The 14,929-nt window shown below is 70.4% G+C and carries 15 protein-coding genes and 2 pseudogenes; 9 read left to right on the top strand and 8 right to left on the bottom strand.

Features of this window, described 5'->3' with window-relative positions:
- Window positions 1-277: hypothetical protein (locus LQ326_RS10250; RefSeq protein ID WP_234534856.1), on the top strand; the 277-nt coding region annotated here is incomplete at its 5' end.
- Window positions 274-819 (top strand): DUF488 domain-containing protein, encoded by a 546-nt coding sequence (locus LQ326_RS10245; RefSeq protein WP_234534854.1) that lies wholly within the window; start codon window positions 274-276, stop codon window positions 817-819. The genes LQ326_RS10250 and LQ326_RS10245, both read left to right, overlap by 4 nt.
- A 121-nt stretch (window positions 820-940) precedes the next feature.
- Here LQ326_RS10245 and LQ326_RS10240 read toward each other — a convergent pair whose 3' ends face one another.
- The 5 genes and pseudogenes from LQ326_RS10240 to LQ326_RS10230 all read right to left on the bottom strand — a co-directional run bounded on the left by LQ326_RS10240 (window position 941) and on the right by LQ326_RS10230 (window position 4,436).
- Window positions 941-1,282 carry a carboxymuconolactone decarboxylase family protein gene (locus LQ326_RS10240; RefSeq protein WP_268206900.1) on the bottom strand — a complete coding sequence of 114 codons (342 nt, stop codon included), beginning with the start codon at window positions 1,280-1,282 and terminating at the stop codon, window positions 941-943.
- 30 nt (window positions 1,283-1,312) lie between these two features.
- Window positions 1,313-1,423 (bottom strand): annotated as a pseudogene (locus tag LQ326_RS47810) (2-oxo acid dehydrogenase subunit E2); the annotation flags it as partial.
- A 181-nt stretch (window positions 1,424-1,604) separates the two neighbouring features.
- Window positions 1,605-1,895, bottom strand: a pseudogene (locus LQ326_RS48650) (glyceraldehyde 3-phosphate dehydrogenase NAD-binding domain-containing protein); the annotation flags it as partial.
- 595 nt (window positions 1,896-2,490) lie between these two features.
- Entirely contained in the window at window positions 2,491-3,807 is a 1,317-nt protein-coding gene (locus tag LQ326_RS10235; RefSeq protein WP_234534852.1) for a PP2C family protein-serine/threonine phosphatase, read from the bottom strand.
- Between the two features lie 164 nt (window positions 3,808-3,971).
- On the bottom strand, window positions 3,972-4,436 hold the full coding sequence (locus LQ326_RS10230; RefSeq protein ID WP_234534850.1) for a universal stress protein: 465 nt from the start codon (window positions 4,434-4,436) through the stop codon (window positions 3,972-3,974).
- Between the two features lie 212 nt (window positions 4,437-4,648).
- On the opposite strand from LQ326_RS10230, the gene LQ326_RS10225 reads away from it, so the two are divergent.
- From LQ326_RS10225 to narI, 5 genes are all read left to right on the top strand, one after another.
- A complete protein-coding gene (locus tag LQ326_RS10225; RefSeq protein ID WP_234534848.1) occupies window positions 4,649-4,822 on the top strand; it encodes a hypothetical protein in 174 nt (57 codons plus the stop codon).
- Window positions 4,823-5,286: 464 nt separating this feature from the next.
- Window positions 5,287-8,943, top strand: a complete 3,657-nt coding sequence (locus LQ326_RS10220) for a nitrate reductase subunit alpha (RefSeq protein WP_234534893.1) — start codon at window positions 5,287-5,289, stop codon at window positions 8,941-8,943.
- Complete coding sequence (gene narH / locus LQ326_RS10215) at window positions 8,943-10,598, top strand: nitrate reductase subunit beta (protein WP_234534846.1); 1,656 nt, start codon at window positions 8,943-8,945, stop codon at window positions 10,596-10,598. Before LQ326_RS10220 ends, narH begins: the two co-directional genes overlap by 1 nt.
- Window positions 10,595-11,305, top strand: a complete 711-nt coding sequence (gene narJ, locus LQ326_RS10210) for a nitrate reductase molybdenum cofactor assembly chaperone (RefSeq protein WP_234534844.1) — start codon at window positions 10,595-10,597, stop codon at window positions 11,303-11,305. Before narH ends, narJ begins: the two co-directional genes overlap by 4 nt.
- On the top strand, window positions 11,302-12,045 hold the full coding sequence (gene narI, locus LQ326_RS10205; protein ID WP_234534842.1) for a respiratory nitrate reductase subunit gamma: 744 nt from the start codon (window positions 11,302-11,304) through the stop codon (window positions 12,043-12,045). Before narJ ends, narI begins: the two co-directional genes overlap by 4 nt.
- Window positions 12,046-12,114: 69 nt before the next feature.
- Here the strand turns inward: narI and LQ326_RS10200 are convergent, their stop codons facing one another.
- The 3 genes from LQ326_RS10200 to fdxA form a co-directional block, all read right to left on the bottom strand.
- A complete protein-coding gene (locus LQ326_RS10200; protein ID WP_234534840.1) occupies window positions 12,115-12,543 on the bottom strand; it encodes a hypothetical protein in 429 nt (142 codons plus the stop codon).
- A gap of 51 nt (window positions 12,544-12,594) precedes the next feature.
- Window positions 12,595-12,966, bottom strand: a complete 372-nt coding sequence (locus LQ326_RS10195) for a cupin domain-containing protein (RefSeq protein ID WP_234534838.1) — start codon at window positions 12,964-12,966, stop codon at window positions 12,595-12,597.
- A gap of 127 nt (window positions 12,967-13,093) precedes the next feature.
- Window positions 13,094-13,414, bottom strand: a complete 321-nt coding sequence (gene fdxA / locus LQ326_RS10190; protein ID WP_234534836.1) for a ferredoxin — start codon at window positions 13,412-13,414, stop codon at window positions 13,094-13,096.
- A gap of 112 nt (window positions 13,415-13,526) precedes the next feature.
- On the opposite strand from fdxA, the gene LQ326_RS10185 reads away from it, so the two are divergent.
- A complete protein-coding gene (locus tag LQ326_RS10185) occupies window positions 13,527-14,027 on the top strand; it encodes a hypothetical protein (RefSeq protein ID WP_234534834.1) in 501 nt (166 codons plus the stop codon).
- Window positions 14,028-14,187: 160 nt separating this feature from the next.
- A complete protein-coding gene (locus tag LQ326_RS10180; RefSeq protein WP_234534832.1) occupies window positions 14,188-14,889 on the top strand; it encodes a DUF2249 domain-containing protein in 702 nt (233 codons plus the stop codon).
- The last annotated feature ends 40 nt before the right edge of the window (window positions 14,890-14,929 follow it).

Genomic DNA, 14,929 nt, shown 5'->3' with positions numbered 1-14,929 from the left:
CACATCGGACAGTCCCATGACCGGTATCCACGCGCTCGTCCATCCCGACGGCCAGTCGGAGTTCCGCGAGGACGTCCCCGATCAGATGGTCAAGGACACCGACCCACAGCACGGGGCGCCCGCGGCGTTCGCCATTCAACGCATCTCCTGGGGCGGCAACGGCCTGCACGGCCATGTCAGCGACGTCTCCCACCTGACCCGCACCTGTCCGCACCAACCACGTCGCCACCTCGCCCTGGCCGCCTCGGCGGCAACCAAGCGCACCCCACACGCATGATGCACCACACATCGTCAGGGGTGACGCTGCTGACGTTCGGGCATGGCACTGCGGGACACGAGCAGTTGGCCGCCCTGCTGCACGGCGTCGGCATACGGGCCGTTGTCGACGTACGGACCGCGCCCGGCAGCCGGCACAACCCCGACGTGGGCCGGGAAGCACTCCGGCGGTGGCTGCCGGAGGAAGGGATCGACTACCGGTGGGAGCAGCGGCTGGGAGGCTTTCGGAAGGTGGCCCCTGATTCCCCCGATGTCTTCTGGGAGAACGCCTCCTTCCGCGGATACGCGGGTCACACCCGCACCCCGGACTTCCTGGCGGCCATAAACGGGTTGCTGCGGCAGGCGGCCGATGTCCGCACCGCCGTGATGTGCGGCGAGTCCGTGTGGTGGCGCTGCCACCGGCGGATCATCGCCGATTTCGCAGTCCTCGCGCGCCACGCTCGAGTACTGCACCTGGCTCACGACGGCCGGCTCACCGAGCACCGTCCGACCGTGGGAGCCCGGCTGCGCGCTGACGGACTGCTCGTCTACGACCGCGTGTGACCGCCACCCGCGTCGAAGCCCTTGGCGGTCATGACGGGCAGGATGAGCATGACCCGTCATGAACCGCGGACGTATGGCGCTGCGTGGTGTGCCCGCCTCCGCGTCCCTGCCCAGTCCTGCGTTATCCGCGGGGTGCGGTCTCTCCCATCGTGTGCAGGGCGAGTGTGGAGTGGGCGTAGGCGCCCCCGGCGCGCATCTCGGCGGCGACCCAGATGGCTTCCATGATCTCTTCCGGGCTGTTGCCCTTGCGCTGCGCGAGGCGTGTGTGCCCCTGAATGCAGTACGGGCACTGTGTGACGTGGGCGACGGCCACGGCGATCAACTGCTTGGTCTTCTCCGGCAGCGCTCCCTCGGCGAACACAGCCCGGCTGAAGTTCTCGAACGCCTCGTTGACGGCCGGGGCGAGTTGGGCGCGGCGGGCGCCGATCTCCGGTGTGGCCGGATGGTAGACGGACTCGGTCATCAGTGCCTCCAGTTGCACGACGATGCGCATCGGCTGTTCGAGCAGTGTCTTGAGGTCGGTGAGGAAGACGGCGCCGGTGGTTCCGTCGAGGGTCCGGTGGTCGATGGACAGGGTCAGGGCCATCACGGTGCCGGCGGTGAGTTCGCGCGGTGATGCGGTTGGTGGTGCAGCTCGCGCAGGAGATGACCTGCAGGTCCTTGGGGGCTTGGCTCACGCCCTGCACGACGGCGGGCACCGTCCCGGTCCGTGCCGGCGCGGACAGGATGACGAAACGCGCTCCGGCCTGAAGGCGGCGCCGCAAGTCCTCCTCGCGGCGGAAGGCACCGGTGCGCTCCAAGACCAGGTCGATGCCCAGTTCCTTGCACGGCAGCCGGGCCGGATCGCGTTCGGCGTACACCGGCACCGGGTGTCCGTCGATGCTCGGTGCGCCGCCGCTCACCGCGACCGTCCTGCCGTAGCGGCCGTAGTCGCTGTCGTGCGCCAGCAGGTAGGCGAGGTTGTCCACCTGGACGAGGTCGTTGACGGCGGCGGTTTCCACGCCGTCCGCGTCGTGGAGGATCTTCAGCGCGGCGCGACCGATGCGGCCGAGCCCGTCGACGGCGACCTTCGGCATCCCAGACGTCCCTCCGGTGCTCGCTGGTGCCCTGTGCCCGTCGTATCACCGCGCACGTGCCCCGGCAGGCGGGCCTACGCCATCCGCATGCAGGTACCCGTTCGGCTCCGCCTGTCATACGGCGGGCAAGTCACGCTGAGATCGCACGGTCTGCCCTTGTCCGGCAGGCTTGAACAGAGAAGAAGGCTCCCGGTGACCGGATCGGCAGCCCCGGCACCGGCGAAGGGACGCCGGCCGTGGGAACAGCAGACGGCACCCCAGCGGGGATCCGATCTCCCGGGCGAGCCGCGATCACCGCGCGGACGCTACGCAGAAGCGAATCCCCCGGTCTGACCGGCGAGGAACCTACACCGTCCGCGGCCCGGCAGACGCTGACGCCGAGGGACTGCCGCCACAGGTCACCGCCCCCGCCGACGGCCCCGCCGGCTCCGTCCGGTTCACCGCGCGGGTACGCATCGACACCCCCACCGAGGCCGACCACCGCCACGGCGGCATCCTGCCCTACGCCCTGCGCACCCTGCGGCCATCCTGACCGCCACCCCGTCAGGACGACCGCCCGCGAAGCCCGGCACGTCAAGAGGCCAGGATTCATGTCTCACCGTGCCGGGCCGTCCGAGGGGGTGCGCATGGCGAGCAGGGCGACGTCGTCGTCGAACACCTGCCGGCTCCGGCTGATCAGGGTGTCGCACAGCTCCTCAAGCGGGGCTGTGGCCAGGCGGGCGACCTGCTCGGCCAAGTCGTCAAGCCCGGTGTCGATGTCCTGGTCGCGGCGCTCGACCAGCCCGTCGGTGAACAACAGCAGGGTGCTGCCGGGCGGAAGGGGGTGTTCGTGGCTGAACCTGGGAACGGACGCCTCGATCCCCACCGGGATTCCGTGTCGGGCGGGTGCCAGGTATCGGGTGCTGCCGTCCGCACCGACCAGCAGCGGCGGCAGATGCCCCGCGTTGCTCCAGCCGAACGTGTACTGGCCGGCCTCGCCGCGGCCGGGCTCGATGCGGCCGAACACCAAAGTGGCCGTCGGCGGCTCGTCGAACATCGTCAGGGCCTGGTCCAGCCGGGACACGACCAGGCCGGGCGGCTCGCCCCGGTCGAAGGCAAGCGCCCGCAGCATGTTGCGGATCTGCCCCATCAGCGGGGCGGCCTCCACGTCGTGGCCGGTCACGTCGCCCACCACCACACAGGTGGCGCCGTCCGGCAGAGCCATGGCGTCGTACCAGTCCCCACCCAGCCTGGGCAGCTCGGAGGCGGGCTCGTAGCGGGCGGCAGCCTCAAGCGGCGCAAGATCGGGAAGCACGGGCAGCATACGGCGCTGGAAGTGCTCGGCGGCACGTCGGAGCTGCTCGTACAGGCGGGCGTTTTCGAGACTGACGCCCGCAGCACTGGCCAGAGCCGCCAGCAGATCCTCGTCGTCGTCATCGAAAGGCGTACCGTCCCTCTTGTCAGCGACGTAGAGGTCACCGTAGACCGTGCCGCGCACCATGAGCGGGACGCCCAGCAGCGTCCGCATGACCGGGTGCCCGGGCGGAAAGCCGGCCGCACGAGGGTGGGCGGCCACATCCGCCACCCGCAACGGCTCCCGGTCGTCCACCATGGTGTGCAGCAGGCCATGGCCCTGCGGCAGGCCCATGGCGGCGCACAGCCGCGGATCATCGATGCCCACGGTGATCAGGTCGACGACCCTTCCGCTCTCGTTGAGCACGCCCAGCGCCCCGTAGCGCGCGGCGACGAGATCGGTGGCGGCTTCCACGATGCGGCGCAGCACGGTGCGTGTATCCATGTCGGTGCTGACCGCCCCGACCGCGTCCAGCAGGTGCCGCAGCCGGTGCCGGTCCAAAGCACGCTGCGGCGGTCGTGCGACAACTCCGCCCCCGGCCTGTCCCCGCCTCCACCGCTGCCACGGATTGTGCGCCATGGTGCTTCCTCTCGGCGCCGGGCGCCGTCAGCCTGTCGCCCCGCCATGTCACACTACGCGCTCACCTGGCCGGAAGCAGGCCCCGGCGGTGCGCCGCCTGCCCCCGTCTCAGAAGGCCGCTGCGTCCGTTTTTCCCCGTCGCGCCGACCATACGTGGAGCAAGGTCAGGGCAGGATGACGACGGGGCAGTGCGCGTGGCGGGCCATCCACACCGGTGTCGGCCCGATGAGGTGGTGCAGCCGGTGCTCCGGAGCGCCGAGCACCAGCGCGTCGGCCTGGTGCTCGTCCGCCAGACGGGCCGGCTCCCGGGCCGCATCCCCCATGCAGGCGGCGACGTGGACGTCCAGCCCGGCCGGCGTGGCCGCGGGGAGCGTGTCGGCGAGTTCTGCACGCAGCCGGGCCAGCGCATCGGCCTCCCGCTCGGCCACAGGAACGACGACCGTCCCCGGGTCGTACGACATGGGGACGGGGCTGATGTACGCCACGCGCAGCGGCCGTCCGGTCCGGCGGGCCAGTCCGGTCGCCCCCGCCGGCGCGCCGCGGCTGGCCGTGGATCCGTCGTAGCCCGCCACCACCGGATGCGCTGGAGCGGTGGGTGCCCGGGGGGCCTGCTCAGCTTCACCGCTCACGGCTGCGTTCTGTGGCGCATGGTGTGCTGGGCCGTCGGGCTGCTGCACCTGCCGGTGGCCGCGCTGGCACTGGCCCCCTGCTGGAGCCCGTCGAGCCGAAGGAACTCCGGCTGATCCCGCTGCTGCTCGCCCTGGGTCTGTGGCGGCACGTGCCGCACCGCGTGCCGCTGCGGTATGAGACAAGTCGGCGGAGCATAGTCTTTCCCATCGGCATGTACGGGGTGGCGACCCGGGAACCGGGCGAGGCGGCAGGCCGGGGCTGGATGGCCGCGGCCGGCGCCGGCGAGGCGTGGGCGGCGCCGGCCGTGTGGGCAATGGTCCTCGCCGGGATGCTCTCAGCACCGGCCACCTCGCTCCAGCGCTCCCGACAGCCGGAAGCCAAGTGACGGGGATGCGCGAAAGGCTGCTTGTGCGATTGGCCGATTGCCATTCGGGTAGTGGGCCCCAACACTGACCGTGTGCGGATCCGGACGCGGCCCCTGTACCGCGCCGTCCGCGGCGGGGCCGGCGAGCCCGCGCGTGGGTGAGCAGACGGAAAGGGGGTAGTCCGGTGGCCACGGCAGCGGCGGTACGCCTCGCTGTATGGCCGGCCCCCTGCGCATTGCACCGACGCTGGCCTGCCTACGGGGCCGCCGCGTTTCGGCCTTTCGAGCTTCTTGTCTGCAGGTATATGGACTGACGGAGTGTCGGGCGTGTTCGGTTCGGCTGTTCGGAAGAGCATGGTGGCCACCGTCCCCACGGCCGGTCACGCGAGGCATGGGTGCGCACAACGCGCGAGTAGGCAGCTGCAGCATCCGAGGAGGCGAATGGTGTGAGCACCGACCGGGCCGATGCCGCGGCGGAGCGGCTGATGCGGACGGCGCAGTACTTCTTCCCGGGCACCCAGTCCCCCGACCGGCGGATGCTGTACCGCGAGGGCGGCCGGGCGGCGGAGGAGTTCTACCGGGAGCGGTGGCGCCACGACCGGGAGGTGCGCTCCACGCACGGGGTGAACTGCACGGGGTCCTGCTCCTGGCGGGTGTTTGTCAAGGACGGTCTGATCACCTGGGAGACGCAGGCGACCGACTATCCCTCGGTGGGGCCGGACTCTCCGGAGTACGAGCCGCGGGGCTGCCCGCGCGGCGCGTCGTTCTCCTGGTACACCTACTCGCCCACCCGGATCCGCTACCCGTATGTGCGCGGCCCGCTGCTTCAGTTGTGGCGGCAGGCGAAGGCACGGCACGCGGATCCCGTCGAGGCGTGGGCGTGGCTGACCGGGGATCCGGAGCGCTCGGCGGCGTACAAGCGGGCGCGGGGCAAGGGCGGGTTCGTGCGCGGCACCTGGCAGGAGGTCACCGAACTGGTGGCGGCGGCGCAGGTCCACACGGTCAAGCGGTACGGTCCGGACCGGATCGTGGGGTTCTCCCCGATCCCGGCGATGTCGATGGCCTCGTACGCGGCCGGCACCCGGTACCTGTCGATGATCGGCGGCACGATCTCCTCGTTCTACGACTGGTACGCCGACCTGCCGATGGCCTCGCCGCAGGTGTTCGGTGACCAGACGGACGTGCCGGAGTCCGGCGACTGGTGGAACGCCGGCTACCTGATCGTGTGGGGCACCAATCTGCCGATCACGCGCACCCCGGACGCGCACTTCATGACCGAGGCCCGTTACAAGGGGCAGAAGGTCGTGGTGGTCTCCCCGGACTACGGGGACCACACCAAGTTCGCCGACGACTGGCTCGCGGCGGCTCCGGGCACGGACGGCGCGCTGGCGATGGCCATGGGGCACGTCATCCTGAGCGAGTTCTACCGCGACCGGCAGGTGCCGTACTTCACCGAGTACGCGAAGACGTACACCGACCTGCCGTTCCTGGTGCGGCTGCGCGAGCGCGACGGCGGTGGGTACGTGCCGGACAAGTTCCTCACGGCCGCCGACCTGCCCGGCCGGGACGGTGAGGAGGAGGCGGCCGAGTTCAAGACGGTGCTGCTCGATGCCCGGACGGGCGAACCGGTGGTGCCGAACGGGTCGCTGGGTTTTCGCTGGACGTCCCAGGACGGCGGCCCCCGGTGGAACCTGAACCTGAAAGGGGCGGATCCGCTGCTGTCCCTGCACGGCCGGCCGGACGGCGCGGCGGTGGCCGTCGGCCTGCCGCGGTTCGACGCAGGACCGGGCGAGTCCGGCGGGGTGCTGCGGCGCGGTGTGCCGGCGATGCGGGTCAGCGGGCACCTGGTGACTACGGTCTTCGACCTGGTGATGGCCCAGTACGGGGTGGCCCGCGAGGGCCTGCCGGGTGAGTGGCCGACGGGGTACGACGACGCCGACGCGCCCTGCACCCCGGCCTGGCAGGAGGCGATCACCTCGGTGCCGGCGAAGGCGGCGGCGCGGGTGGCGCGGGAGTTCGCCCGCAACGCCGAGCGCACCGGTGGCCGTTCGATGATCGCGATGGGGGCGGGCACCAACCACTGGTTCCACTCCGACCAGATCTACCGGGCGTTTCTGTCGCTGGTGATGCTGACCGGCAGCCAAGGGGTGAACGGCGGCGGCTGGGCGCACTACGTCGGCCAGGAGAAGGTACGGCCGCTGACCGGCTGGTTCCATCTCGCGTTCGGCCTGGACTGGCAGCGGCCCACCCGGCACATGGTGGGCACGCCGCTGTTCTGGCTGGCCACCGACCAGTGGCGCTACGAGGCGTTCCCCGCCGACACACTGGCCAGCCCCCTGGGGGAGGGCCGGCTGGCGGGACGTACCCTGCCGGACTGCAACGCGCTGGCCGCCCGGCTGGGCTGGATGCCCTCGCACCCCACGTTCGACCGCAACCCCCTCGACGTGTGCGACGAGGCCGAACGGGCCGGCAAGGACGTACCGGAGTACGTCGTCGAGGAGCTGAAGGCCGGCAGGTTGCGCTTCGCCGCCGAGGACCCCGACGACCCGGCCAACTTCCCCCGTGTACTGCTCATCTGGCGGGCGAACCTGTTCGCGTCGTCGATGAAGGGCCACGAGTACATGCTGCGCCACCTGCTCGGCACCGACGACGCCGTCACCGCCACCGAGACCCCGCCGGAGGTGCGACCCAAGGACGTCACCTGGCGCGAACAGGCCCCCGTCGGCAAACTCGACCTGTCGGTGGCCGTCGACTTCCGCATGACCAGCACCTGCCTGTTCTCCGACGTGGTGCTGCCGGCTGCCACCTGGTACGAGAAGTACGACCTGTCCTCCACCGACATGCACCCCTTCGTGCACGCCTTCAGCCCGGCGATCGCACCGCCCTGGCAGACGCGGACAGACTTCGACATCTTCCACACCATCGCCGCCGAGTTCTCCCGCCTGGCCGCCACCCATCTCGGCGTGCGCCGCGACGTGATCGCCGCCCCGCTCGCCCACGACACGGCCGACGAGTTGGCGCAGCCGCACGGGCGGGTGCGCGACTGGAGGGCAGGCGAGTGCGAGCCGGTACCGGGCAGGACGATGCCGAAGCTGATCGTGGTGGAACGCGACTACACCGCGGTGGCCGAGAAGATGGCCGCCATCGGGCCGCTGCTGGACAGTCTGGGCACCACCACCAAGGGCCTGACCTGGAAACCCACTGAGGAGATCGCCTACCTGCGCTCCAGCAACGGCACCGTGCACGGTGGCATCGCCGACGGCCGTCCCTCGATCGCCCGCGACGACCAGTTCTGCGAGGCGATCCTCGCCCTGTCCGGCACCACCAACGGCCGCCTGGCCGTTCAGTCGCTGCGCGCGCTGGAGGAGCGCACCGGCGTGGACCTTGCCGACCTGGCCGAGGAACGCTCCGGCGACCGCATCACCTTCGAGGACACCCGCACCCAGCCCCGTGCGGTGATCACCTCGGCGGAGTGGTCCGGCACCGAGTCCGGCGGCCGCCGCTACTCCCCGTTCACCGTCAACGTCGAACGCCTCAAGCCCTGGCACACCCTCACCGGCCGCCAGCACTTCTTCCTCGACCACGACTGGATGGCCGAGTTCGGCGAACAACTGCCCGTCTACCGGCCACCGCTGAACATGATGGCCCACTTCGGCGAGCCGACCCGCTCACCGGACGGCCACCCCGAACTCGTGGTGCGCTACCTGACCCCGCACTCGAAGTGGTCCATCCACTCCGAGTACCAGGAGAACCTGCACATGCTCACCCTCTTCCGCGGCGGCCCGGTGATCTGGATGAGCCCGAAGGACGCGGAGAAGATCGGGGTCGCGGACAACGACTGGATCGAGGCGTACAACCGCAACGGGGTCGTGGCCTGCCGCGCGGTGGTCACCCACCGCATGCCCGAGGGGACGGTGTACATGTACCACACCATGGACCGGCACCTGAACGTGCCGAAGACGGAGACCTCCGGCCTGCACGGCGGCGGTGACAACTCCCTCACCCGCCTGCTGATCAAACCGACCCATCTGATCGGCGGCTACGCCCAGTTCTCCTACGGCTTCAACTACATCGGCCCCACCGGCAACCAACGCGACGAGATCACCGTCATCCGGCGGCGCAGCCAGGAGGTGGACTTCTGATGCCCCGTGGCGGAGCCACCATCGGACGGGTGATGGCGCAGGTGGCGATGGTGATGAACCTCGACAAGTGCATCGGCTGCCACACCTGCTCGGTCACCTGCAAGCAGACCTGGACCAACCGGCCCGGATCGGAGTACGTCTGGTTCAACAACGTCGAGACCAAACCGGGCGCCGGATACCCGCGCCGGTATGAGGACCAGGAGAAGTGGAAGGGCGGCTGGACCCTGAACCGCCGCGGCAAGCTGAAGCTCAAGGCCGGCGGCCGGCTGCGCAAACTGGCCACCATCTTCTACAACCCCGACCTGCCCTCGCTCGACGACTTCTACGAACCGTGGACCTACGACTACCAGAGCCTGACCACCGCGCCGCTGTCCGACAGCTTCACCAGCGCCCGCCCCAAATCCCAGCTCACCGGCCGGGACATGCGCCCGGTGCACGGCCCGAACTGGGACGACGACCTCGCCGGAGCCGCCGACTACGCCACCGCCGACCCGAACCTGAAGGGGATGGCAGAACGGGTGCGGATGGAGTTCGAGCAGGCGTTCATGTTCTACCTGCCGCGGATCTGCGAGCACTGCCTCAACCCCTCCTGCGTCGCCTCCTGCCCCTCGGGGGCGATGTACAAGCGTGAGGAGGACGGCATCGTCCTGGTCGACCAGGACCGCTGCCGCGGCTGGCGGTTCTGTGTGTCGGGCTGCCCGTACAAGAAGGTCTACTTCAACCACCGCACCGGCAAGGCCGAGAAGTGCACCTTCTGCTACCCGCGCATCGAGGCCGGGCAGCCCACCATCTGCTCCGAGACCTGCGTGGGCCGGCTGCGCCACCTCGGCGTGATGCTGTACGACGCCGATGCCGTCCTCCAGGCCGCCTCCGTCAAGGACGACAAGGACCTGTACGAGGCGCAACTGTCGGTCTTCCTCGATCCGCACGACCCGGACGTGGTCGCTGCGGCCGAGCGTGACGGCATCGCCCACGACTGGATCCAGGCCGCCCGGCGATCCCCGGTGTACGCGCTGATCAAGAAGCACCGGGTGGCGCTGCCGCTGCACCCGGAGTACCGCACCATGCCCATGGTCTGGTACGTCCCGCCCCTGTCCCCGGTCACGGACGCCGTGCACGCCACCGGCTACCACGACGACGACCCCGACCGCGTGTTCGCCGCCATCGACTCCCTGCGCATCCCCATGGAGTACCTGGCCAACCTCTTCACCGCCGGTGACACCACCGTGGTGGAGGGCGTCCTGCGCAAACTGACCGCGATGCGCGCCCACATGCGCGCCCAGCAGCTCGGCGACCCGCCCGACCAGGACCTCCTCGGCCAGGTCGGCGCAAGCGCCCAGGACATCGAGGACCTGTACCGGCTGCTGGCCATCGCCAAGTACGACGACCGCTACGTCGTCCCCCGGGTGCACGCCGAGGGCTCCGGCGCCCTCATGGCCCAGCACTGCTCCCTCGACCACCCCGGCGGCGTGTCCGGTCTCGCCGCCCACGACGAAGACCAACTCACCCCCGCCCCGCCACCCCTGCCCGGCCTGAACCCGTCAGGCGGCGGCAGCCAGTTCCGCGACGGCGACGGAAAGGTCCGCTTCAACCTCCTCGGCTGGAACGGCACCGGCCCCGCCCCCGGCCTCTTCGGCGACGGGAGCGGCCGGTGATCTCCCGCCACCCGTCAGCCGACACGCCCCTGGTGCACCGCGTCGCCTCGGTCCTCCTGCGCTACCCGGACCAAACGATGCTCGCCTGCCTCGACGACATCACCACCGCACTCCCCGCAATCGCCGACCCGGCCGACCGCACCCGGCTCGCCACCGCCTGCGACCACCTGCTGTACCTGCCCCCCACCGAGACCGCCCAGCAGTACGTCGACACCTTCGACCACACCCGCCGCCGCAGCCTGCACCTGACCTACTACCGGCACGGCGACACCCGCGCCCGCGGCATGGCCCTGCTCGCCCTCAAACACACCTACCGCCAGGCCGGACACGAACCGCCCGAGGCGGAGCTGCCGGACTTCCTGCCGCTGATCCTGGAGTTCGCCGCCCTCGCCCCCGAACCCGGCCACCGCATCCTGCTGCAATGCCGGGCCGGACTCGAACTCCTCCGGCAGGCGCTTCACCAGCACTCCACCCCCTATGCCGCCGTCCTCGACACCCTCTGCGGCCGGCTGCCCGAACCAGCCCGCCACGAGCGCGACACGTGGCGACGGCTGGCCGCCGAAGGACCACCGGGCGAACACGTCGGCCTGGAGCCCTTCGGCCCACCGGAGCAGACCGGACTGGACCCGATCGCCCCGCCCGGACGCCCGGCACCATCCGCATACCCGACGCAGAGAGCGTTCCTGAGCGCAAAGGAGGGCCGGTGAGTTCCTGGGACCTGTGGTGGTGGGTCATCCTGCCCTACCTCGCCCTTGTCACCTTCGTCGTCGGCCACGTCTGGCGCTGGCGCTACGACCAGTTCGGCTGGACCAGCCGCTCCACCCAGCTCCAGGAGCGCCGCCTGCTGAAATGGGGCGGGCCGCTCTTCCACTACGGCACCTTCGCGGCCATCGCCGGCCACGTCGTGGGCATCCTCATCCCCGAGTCGTTCACCCGGTGGCTCGGCATCCCCGAGGACACCTACCGCTGGTTCTCCTCCACCGGCGGCACCGTCGCCGCACTCGCCGTCATCTCCGGCGTGGTGATCCTCGCCTTCCGCCGGACCACCGTGCCCAAGGTCCGTGCCACCACCAGCCCCGTCGACTGGGTGGCCCTCCTCCTGCTCGCCGTCGTCATCGTGCTCGGCATCATCCCCACCATGGGCATCAACCTCCTCGGTGCCGGCTACGACTACCGTCAGAGCGTGGCGTTGTGGTTCCGCGGCCTGTTCGCCGGCAACCCGGACGTGGCCGCGATCTCCCACGCTCCGCTGATCTACCAGGTCCATGCCACCGCCGCGTGGGCCATTCTCGCGGTGTGGCCCTTCACCCGGCTGGTCCACGCCTGGAGCGTCCCGCTGTGGTACTTGTGGCGGCCGTTCATTCTCTACCGCTCTCGCACCGCCGCCCATCCCACCGAACCGGGCACCAGCGGGCGCCGCTGGCGCCGCATCGGCGTCCGCTACTGACCCGAGCTGGTCAAGCTGTCCGACATGGAAACGGCAACCGCGCCATGCAGACCCGGCCCGGCAGGCGGGCTACCGCGCCAGCAGGCTGATCCCCAGCGCCGTCAGGGCGATGACCTTGGCGATCTCGAAGGCCACGTAGTAGACGTGCCCGCGCGAGCGGGGCAGCTCCTCTCCGGCAAGAACCCGGTCCGACCGGCGGTTCAACCGAGGGCGAACCACGCCCAGTTGTACGGCGAGCAGCACCGCCACGGCGCCGGTGAGCACCACGACGGCCGCCGATGGGCCGCCGACGGCCACCGCCGCGACGACGACGACGGCCAGGACGACCTCGACGAGGTTCAGTGCGCGGAAGACCATCCGGCCGATGCCCAGTCCGATGGGGATGGTCACCCCGGGCGCTCGGAACTTCAGCGGCGCCTCAAGGAAGGAGATCGCCAGCACCATTCCGAGCCAGAGGAAGACGACCGCGCCCGCGGTCGCGGCCGACGTGGTGTTCATCGATGCGTTGCCTCTCTGCCGTGCCGAAGGACGGCGGTCGGGTGGGGTGGATCAGGCCGGCGGCCAGGACGCGAGACGGTCCGCGAACTCCGGTGGTGAGGCCACGACCATGAGCGAGGCCGGCTGATCACCGGGGTTGGTCAGGCTGACGCGCTCGCCGCGGGCGATGTGGGCGGCGGCCGTACCGGCCGTGAGTGTCCGAGCCTGGCCGTTGTGGTGCAGCTCAACGGATCCGGCCAGCGGGGTGAGCACGATCTGCGAGGCTCCGTGGTCGTGTTCGGGCATGGCGGCGCCCGCGGGCAGTTCCACGTGGAGAACGGCGACCTGGTCGGAGGTTTCCGCGGTGGTGAGCAGGGCCGCGGTCGGGACGCCGGGCGCGGGCGCCCGGCGGCGGGGGGAGGTGGCGATCTCGGCGACGTGCATGAGTTCCTTCCTCGTTATGCGGGTCATGAGGCGTGGGGGCAGGCCCGGGCCGATCGGTGAACGGCACGCTCCGGCGAGCCGGACGGGTACCGGGCCCGGTGCGCGGCCGTGGCGGCTTCCGGGGCCGTCACTCCCCCTGGGGCGGAAGAGCGGCGATCAGCGGATGGTCACGCTCGATCAATCCCAGCTTGGCGGCGCCCCCGGGCGATCCGAGCGCGTCGAAGAACTCGGCGTTCGCGCGGGTGTACTGCGACCACTGGTCCGGTACGTCCTCCTCGTAGAAGATCGCCTCGACAGGGCAGACCGGCTCGCACGCACCGCAGTCCACGCATTCGTCCGGATGGATGTACAGCGACCGCTGTCCCTCGTAGATGCAGTCCACCGGGCATTCCTCGACGCACGCCCTGTCCTTCACATCGACACACGGCTGCGCGATCACGTAGGTCATCGGCGCACCTCCCCTCTCGTCTCAGAGGTTTCCAGCACCAAGTTTCTACGAATACTACATGTAATAATTGAAGGCGTCCGTTCGGGGCGCTGCCAGGAGAGGGGCCAGAGCCATGACGCTGACGTCCGAGGTCTTCATCCAGGCCGGCGAGAGCGACCCTGCCATCCAGGCACGGGCCGGGATCCGCGCCGCTTCCCAGCGGCTGCTCGCCGGCCTGCGGCCGAAGGTCGCGCTGCTGACCGAACTGGAACTGAGCACGGACGCCCGGGAGACCGCCCTGGCGACCCTGACCGACTTCTGCACCGGCCCGGTGCGCCGACACCTGAACGCCACCGACCAGGCCCTGTACGCCCCAGCGGCAGAATCCCCGGAGACCCGCCTGCTCATCCGGGCCCTGCGAACTGCCGCGACCGCCCTCGAGCAGGACATCGACGCTCTCACCCGCACCGACGACCCGCACCGCGCGAAGGCCACCGCTCAGCGCATCGAGGCGCGCCTGACCACCCACCTCGCGGTGGAGCAGACCGTCCTCCTGCCCGCCCTCGACAGCTTCACCGAGGCCGGCGTCCAACTGGACCACGGGGAACGCAGTACAGCATCCCCAGTGACGTGACCAACCCGCCGGAGTCCTGGTCAGTCCGGCGTGTCGATGCTGCTGGGGCGATCACGACACCACGCGAGCGCCGTTCGCCTCGGCCCAAATTTTTACGAAACCACATGTAATAATTTCGATGCCGGCGCACACGGCCCCATGAGAGGAAAGAGGATCACGCATGTCACCCGCTGCAGAGGTGTTCATCCAGGCAACCGACACCGACCCGGACGTCCGGGCGCGGGCCGTCGTCGAGGAGACCCACCGGCAACTGCTGGAACAGCTGGTCGCGCTGACCGAGCCCCACACGGAACTCACCACCACGTTCACCGATCAGCTGCACCGCGTGCTGACGGCCACCGAGCAGACGCTGTACGCCGCCGCGTCCGGTGCGGCCGAAACCAGGCTGCTGGTCCGCGCCCTACGTGTTACCGCCGAGATCATCGGCCGGCACACGGACTCGCTGACTGCCGTAACGGACAGCACTGAACGCGCGGGAGCGGCACGTACCCTCGCGGGCATGCTCACCGTCCATCTCGGCGTGGAGCGGACTGTGCTGCTGCCCGCCTTGGCGGCGCTGCCGGGAGCCGACGTGTCCGCCCTCGTCGGCGACTTCACCACCGTCCTGGCCGGTGGCCGGCTTGAAGATCCGGAGATCGTCGACGTCCGCGAGATCCCGCACGGCCGGCGTCACCCGCGCATCTTCACCCGCTTCGCCCGCCTCGCGGGCGGGGAGTCCTTCGTCCTGGTCAACAACCACGATCCCAAGCCGCTGCGCCGCGAGTTCGAGGCCACCCACCCCGGCTGCTTCACCTGGGAGTACCTCGAGTCCGGGCCCGAGCAGTGGCAGATCCGTATCACACGGGCGGACGACGATGTCTGAGAGGCGGAGCAGCGGGCAGCCGGAGGAGCCTGCCGTGGCA

The organism is Streptomyces shenzhenensis, assembly GCF_021462265.1.
Classification (GTDB): Bacteria; Actinomycetota; Actinomycetes; order Streptomycetales; family Streptomycetaceae; genus Streptomyces; species Streptomyces shenzhenensis.
This window is presented reverse-complemented; position numbering and strand designations above follow the sequence as displayed.